This is a genomic window from Hymenobacter sp. YIM 151858-1 (genome assembly GCF_025979705.1).
GTDB lineage: Bacteria > Bacteroidota > Bacteroidia > Cytophagales > Hymenobacteraceae > Solirubrum.
Window position 1 is genome coordinate 4,356,085 of record NZ_CP110136.1, and the last position, 6,639, is coordinate 4,362,723.

5 protein-coding genes are annotated in these 6,639 nt (G+C 62.1%); 2 read left to right on the plus strand and 3 right to left on the minus strand.

Going from position 1 to position 6,639, the window contains the following annotated elements; all coding sequences use genetic code 11:
* Window positions 1-16 precede the first annotated feature (16 nt).
* The 3 genes from scpA to OIS50_RS19365 form a co-directional block, all read right to left on the minus strand.
* Window positions 17-2,137: a methylmalonyl-CoA mutase gene (gene scpA, locus OIS50_RS19355; protein ID WP_264692284.1), complete on the minus strand. Its 2,121-nt coding sequence runs from the start codon at window positions 2,135-2,137 to the stop codon at window positions 17-19.
* A 119-nt stretch (window positions 2,138-2,256) separates the two neighbouring features.
* A complete protein-coding gene (locus tag OIS50_RS19360; RefSeq protein ID WP_264692285.1) occupies window positions 2,257-2,646 on the minus strand; it encodes a four helix bundle protein in 390 nt (129 codons plus the stop codon).
* A gap of 35 nt (window positions 2,647-2,681) precedes the next feature.
* Complete coding sequence (locus OIS50_RS19365; protein ID WP_264692286.1) at window positions 2,682-4,496, minus strand: methylmalonyl-CoA mutase family protein; 1,815 nt, start codon at window positions 4,494-4,496, stop codon at window positions 2,682-2,684.
* A 201-nt stretch (window positions 4,497-4,697) separates the two neighbouring features.
* Here OIS50_RS19365 and OIS50_RS19370 point away from each other — a divergent pair, with 201 nt between their 5' ends.
* Together OIS50_RS19370 and OIS50_RS19375 are read left to right on the plus strand one after the other, a co-directional pair.
* Window positions 4,698-5,459, plus strand: a complete 762-nt coding sequence (locus tag OIS50_RS19370) for a 5'-nucleotidase C-terminal domain-containing protein (protein ID WP_264692287.1) — start codon at window positions 4,698-4,700, stop codon at window positions 5,457-5,459.
* A gap of 113 nt (window positions 5,460-5,572) precedes the next feature.
* Complete coding sequence (locus tag OIS50_RS19375; protein WP_264692288.1) at window positions 5,573-6,508, plus strand: bifunctional metallophosphatase/5'-nucleotidase; 936 nt, start codon at window positions 5,573-5,575, stop codon at window positions 6,506-6,508.
* The last annotated feature ends 131 nt before the right edge of the window (window positions 6,509-6,639 follow it).

Consider the following 6,639-nt stretch of genomic DNA (forward strand, 5'->3'; position numbering starts at 1 on the left):
AAAACCAAGCTTTTACCTACTCCCCTAGCTTTCCTAAAATCTCCTGTGCCGCCACGGCAATGACGGTACCAGGCCCATAAATGCCCGTCACGCCAGCATCATATAGGAACTGGTAGTCCTGAGAGGGAATAACCCCGCCGGCAATAACAAGGATGTCTTCGCGGCCGAGCTTGGCTAGCTCCGCGATGAGCTGCGGAATAAGGGTTTTGTGGCCAGCAGCCAACGACGACACACCTACCACGTGCACGTCGTTTTCGGCGGCTTGGCGGGCTACTTCATCGGGCGTCTGGAACAAGGGGGCAATGTCCACGTCGAAGCCCACGTCGGCGAAGGAAGTGGCAATGACTTTGGCGCCACGGTCGTGGCCGTCCTGGCCCATTTTGGCCACCATCATGCGGGGGCGGCGGCCTTCTTTCTGGCTGAACTCGTCGGCCAACTGGCGGGCCTTGGCAAATTCCTGGTCGTAGTCCATTTCGGCAGAGTACACACCCGACACGGTGCGGATGGTGGCTTGGTGGCGGCCGTACACCTTCTCCAGCGCGTCGGAAATTTCACCTAGTGTAGCGCGCAGGCGGGCGGCCTCCACGGCCAACTCCAGCAAGTTTTGCTGGCCCGAGCGGGCGGCGTCGGTCAGGGCCTCGAGGGCGCGCTGCACGGCGGGCGAATCGCGTTCCGTGCGGATGCGGTTGAGGCGGGCAATCTGCGAGTCGCGCACGGCGGCGTTGTCGATGTCGAGAATCTCGATATCGGTTTTCTCCTCCACGCGGTACTTGTTCACGCCCACAATTACCTCCTTGCCCGAGTCGATGCGCGCCTGCTTGCGGGCGGCGGCCTCCTCGATGCGCAGCTTGGGCAGGCCCGTTTCAATGGCCTTGGCCATGCCACCTAGGGCTTCTACCTCCTGAATGAGGGCCCAGGCTTTGTCGGCCAGCTCGTGCGTGAGCGTTTCTACGTAGTACGAACCGCCCCAGGGGTCAACCACCTTCGTGATGTCGGTTTCGTGCTGCAGGTACAGCTGGGTGTTGCGCGCAATGCGGGCCGAGAAATCGGTGGGCAGGGCAATGGCCTCGTCTAGGGCATTGGTGTGCAGGCTTTGTGTGCCACCTAGGGCGGCGGCCAAGGCCTCCACGCAAGTGCGCGTCACGTTGTTGAACGGGTCCTGCTCGGTGAGCGAGTAGCCCGAGGTTTGGCAGTGCGTGCGCAAGGCCAACGACTTCGGGTTTTCGGCCCCAAACTGCTTGATGAGCTTGGCCCACAGCAAGCGACCGGCGCGCATCTTGGCAATTTCCATGAAGTGGTTCATGCCGATAGCCCAGAAGAAGGAGAGGCGCGGCGCAAACTGGTCGATGGTCATGCCCGCTTTCAAGCCCGCACGCACGTATTCCACGCCGTCGGCCAGGGTATAGGCCAGCTCCAGGTCGGCGGTGGCACCGGCTTCCTGCATGTGGTAGCCCGAGATGCTGATCGAGTTGAAGCGCGGCATCTTCTGCGAGGTGTAGGCGAAGATGTCGGCAATGATGCGCATCGATGGCTCGGGCGGGTAGATGTAGGTGTTGCGCACCATGAACTCCTTCAGAATATCGTTCTGAATGGTGCCCGACAGCTTCTCCGGCGCTACGCCCTGCTCCTCGGCCGCTACAATGTAGAAGGCCATAACCGGCAGCACCGCCCCGTTCATGGTCATCGACACCGACATCTGATCCAAGGGAATCTGGTCGAAGAGCACCTTCATGTCCTCCACCGAGTCGATGGCCACGCCAGCCTTGCCCACGTCGCCTACCACGCGCGGGTGGTCGGAGTCGTAGCCGCGGTGCGTAGCCAGGTCAAACGCCACCGAAAGGCCCTTCTGCCCACCGGCCAGGTTGCGGCGGTAAAAGGCGTTGGATTCTTCGGCCGTCGAGAAACCCGCGTACTGCCGAATGGTCCAGGGGTTTTGTACGTACATGGTGCTGTACGGCCCGCGCAGGTACGGCGCCTGGCCGGCGCCAAACCCTAGGTGGTCGAGCGAGGCCACGTCGTTGGCAGTGTAAAATGCCTTCAGCTCGATGCCTTCCGGGGTAGCGGAGGTTTTGGAGGAAGCCGGGTTGGCAGGCAGCGGAGCTGCGTTGTAAGGTATATGGGCGAAATCGGGTTTCATGGGTTTCTGGGTAACACGTGACAAGTCACGGGTAACATGTGGCAAGCGGCACGTGGCGGGTTTTGGGTGGGAGGTTGGCAGGTTAGGAGGAACAGGTCACAAATGATGCGGGGTCAATCCTAGGGTGTCGGCGGCTGCGTTTGTTCTTTTTGCTTCAACGTTTTCAGCAACCCGTTGATTAGCCCCGTTACGCGGTCCAGCGTGGCAATGGCATCGTCGGCTTGGAGCGCCGTGATGTAGCCAAGGCGTTCGGCCAGAAGTAGAATGGTGTCCAGTTCCGTAACCGAGCCGCGAGCGATAAGCAAAAACCGGCTAAACTCGGCCGAGCTATAGCGGCCAGCACCTTCGGCGATGTTCAGCGGAACAGAAGTGGCGGCACGACGGAGCTGCGAAGCCAGCTCATACCTCTCAGCCGTCGGAAACGAGTTGGCTAACGCGTACGCTACGGGCACAAAGTCAAAAGCCTGCCGCCAGCATTCTAGCCGATAATGGGGCTTATCACGCCGCATAACTCACCTGTCACGTGTTACCTGTTACTTGTCACCTATCTGCCTTGCAGTCGCGCCAACACATCCTCGGTGGTGTGGCCGTGCACGGTAAACTCCTTAAAGCCAAAGTGTTTCACGGCGTCCTGCATGGTAGCCAGGTCGGCGGTAAGCAGCAGCGGCGCTTCCAGCTCCAGCTCGGGGGCGTTTTCCTCGTCGAGCTTCATGATGAACTGCGCGAACTCGCGGAACTGCGCTTCGTTGGCGTACATCAGCGTAGCCGCATCGGGCGAGGAGAACAGCACCGACAGCGTGCCCATGGGCGGCAAATCGTTGGAGGCGGGGCGCTCATCGGGCGGCAGCAGGTTGGTGTACAAATCGTGCACAAACTGGATGGTATCGGGCCCGAGCAGCACCACCGCGGCCGATTTCTTTTGCAGCTCTTTGCGCACAAAGTGCATGGCCGTAGCCAGGCGCAGCACCTCCGAGGGGTACGCTGCCCGGGTGGTATCGAAGTGGCGGCTGCGGAGCAGTTTTTTCGGGTCGAAATCGAACTGCTCGTTGGGGTTCTGGAAGCGGTTGGTGCCCACAATCACCTGCTCGCCGGTGGCAATGCGGTGGAATTTGTCGAGGGCCAGCTTGCGGATATCCTCCAGAATGCGGCCCCGGTTCTGCAGGAACCCACCCTTGGCTTCGGTTTCCTGGAACATGGCCCACGCTTCCTGCGCCAGCTGGTCGGTAAGCGTCTCGATAAAGTAAGAGCCGGCTGCGGGGTCGGCTACGCGGTCGAGGTGGGCTTCTTCGCGCAGAATAATGGGCACGTTGCGGGCAATGCGCGCCGAAAACTCGCTGGGTGCGGCGTAAAGGCTGTCGTAGGGCGTTACCGAAACCGAGTCGGCGCCGCCCAGCACCGCGCTCATCGCCTCGGTGGTTACGCGCAGCATGTTGGTGTGGGGGTCGAGGGTGGTCTGCGTCCACGACGACGTAGCCGCATGAATGCGCAGGGCCGCGGCTACCTCGGTAGGCAAACCGTAGGCGTGCAGCAGTGTGGCCCACAGGCGGCGTAGCGCGCGCAGCTTGGCTATTTCCACAAAATAGCTCGGGCCGATGCTCACGTGCACGTGCATGGCCGAAGCCACCGTAGCCGCGTCTACGTCGAGGTCCGCCGCAACGAAATTTTCGAGGTAAGCCACCGCCAGGCCCAAAATGCAAGCCAGCTCTTGCGTGGCCGATGCGCCGCGGTTGTTGAAGAAGCTGCCGTTGAGAGCCAGGGTGTAAAAGTCGGGCAGGTGCCGCGTGAGCTGAACGCAGCGGCGCAGGCCGTGCACTTGCAGGGCGTAGTCGTCGGGCAGACTCAAGGCCCCGGGCGCATACCGCAAAAAGCCGTGGAGTTGCACCCCGGCCGTGGCCTCGAGCAGGCGCGTGGTAAACTCCTCGGGCTGGCGGCACACCGTAAAGCCTAGGTAGGCGGTGCTGAGCGGCAGGTTGGCAGCCATGTACCCCAGGTCGAAACGCTCGGGCGCATCCAGGTCGAAGTGAATGCCGTCGGCACCGCTGTGCAGGGCCTTGGCCGCAAAGTCGACGGCGGCGTGGCCGTCGTCGGTGGCCGCTACGCGCAGGGTAGGCACGTTGCGCCAGGCGTTGGGCGCCGCGTTGGGCGTGTGGCGCACCTGCGGCGTGAGCTGCTGACCTAGGGCCGCCAGGGCCTCGCGGTGGTAAAAGGGTTCGATAACCAGGCCTTCGGGCGTGTGCCACTGCAGGCTGGCCGGGTCGGCGCCCTTCAGGTCGCGCCGGATGCGCTCCTGCCAGGCTTCGGTGCTAAGCGAATCGAACTCAGTGAATGTAACGGGCGCAGAACGGGGCGTATCGGACATAAAAAGCGGGGAAACTAGCAATGGGCAACGCGGGCCAGCTTTAGCGGCGGAAAGATACCGGGTTTGGTGGCAAAAAAGCGGCTGGCAATTGGGTAAGCGCCCGGTGCCTGCACTTTCTGCCGCAGGCATCGCACCTAATACGGAAGCGTGGCGTTGGAGTGGCGCCCCAAGCCGTGGCTTGCTTATTGTACCTTTGCTGTTATGACTGCATTCCTGAATCGGAGCCTAGGGCTGTTGTTGGCCGCGGTGGTGGCCCTGCCGGCCTGCCAGCGCGCTGCTTATCAGCCCCAGGCCCAATTGCCGAGCACCACGGCCGTTGCCGTAACGGCTGCCCAGCCCGCCGACCCCAAGGTAGAAGCCGTGGTGGCGCCGTACCGCCAAAAGGTAAAAGAGCAGATGGACGAGGTAATTGGCACCGCGCCCTCGGCCATCCGCAAGAACCCCGGCGAGTCGCCGCTGGCTAACTTCACGGCCGATATCCTGCGCGAGCGGGCTGCCACGGTTCTGGGCCAGCCCATCGACCTAGGCGTAATGACCAACGGCGGCCTGCGCGCCGAGCTGCCCGCCGGCAATATCACCGTGGGCTCGGTGTTCGAGCTGATGCCGTTTGAAAACGAGCTGGTAGTGCTGGATGCGCCCGGCCCCGTGGTGCAGCAGATGTTCGACTACGCCGCCCGCGTAAAAATGGCCCTGGCGGGCGCTACCTACGCCGTGGCGGCCGATGGCAAGCCCACCGACATTCGCATCGGCGGCCAACCCTTCGATGCCGCGCGTACCTACACCATTGCCATTTCCGACTACCTCGCCGGCGGCGGCGACCAGCTTACGTTTTTCAAGCCGATTAAGCCCCGCACCACCGGCGTGCTGGTACGCTCGGCCATCAACGACCACATTCGCCAGCTCACCAAAGCCGGCAAACCCGTAGAGGCCAAAGTTGAAGGCCGGGTGAAGCTCATCAATTAACAATGATCAATGAACAATGAGCGGCCCGCTGGGGCACGGCTCGGCGTTCAGGAAGCATTGTTCATTGGCTACGCCTTCCTCCGGTTGCTCATTGATACTTGCTCATTGAATACATGAATCGTCGCGACTTTATCAAATCTTCGGCGTGGGGCGTGGCAGGCCTAGGTCTGCTGGGCCCGGGCCTCATCAGCTCGGCCGAAGCCGGCGGCCAGGTGCGCCTTACCGTGCTGCACACCAACGACATGCACTCGCGCATCGACCCGTTTCCGGTGGGTAGCGCGCAGTGGGCCGACCAGGGCGGCATGGCCCGCCGCGCCGCGCTGGTGGCCAACATCCGCAAGGAGCAGCCCAACGTGCTGCTGCTCGATGCTGGCGACATCTGGCAGGGCACGCCTTATTTCAACTTTTTCGGGGGCGAACTGGAGTACAAGCTGATGAGCCAAATGGGCTACGACGCGGCTACCCTAGGTAACCACGACTTCGACAACGGCTTGCAGGGCCTGGAGAAGCAACTGCCCCACGCGCAGTTTCCCTTTATCAACGCCAACTACGATTTTTCGCAAACCCCCCTCAAGGGCCGCTTTCAGCCCTACAAGGTGTTCGAGAAGCAGGGCGTGCGCATCGGGGTGTTTGGTGTGGGCATTGACCTGACCGGGCTGGTGGGCGACCGAAACATCGGCAACACCAAGTACCTCGACCCGATTGCCGTGGCCAGGGAGCAAGTGCAGCACCTGCGCGGCCCCGAAAAGTGCGACCTAATTATCTGCCTGTCGCACCTGGGCTACAAGTACGACAGCGCCAAAGTCGACGACCACAAGCTGGCCGCCGCCGTGCCGGGCATCGACCTGATCCTAGGTGGCCACACGCATACTTTCCTCGATACCCCCACCGTGGTGGAGGGCGGGCAAGGCCACCGCACGCTCATCAACCAGGTGGGCTGGTCGGGCATCAAGCTCGGGCGCATCGACTACGTGTTCGACCGCAAAACGCGCAAAGCAGGCGTGGCAGCGGCCGGAGCGCTGAGTATCAACGCTTCAGCTATTGGTTAGCGCGAAAGCGTTTGGCAGCCTCCCGATTTTTCCACAATTTTGTCTCCCTTTCGCCGAAACCGGGCCTGCGCGCCCGGTTCTCGGTCTACTTAGTCTCCACCTCTCCGCACAACGATTGCGCCGCCTAACTG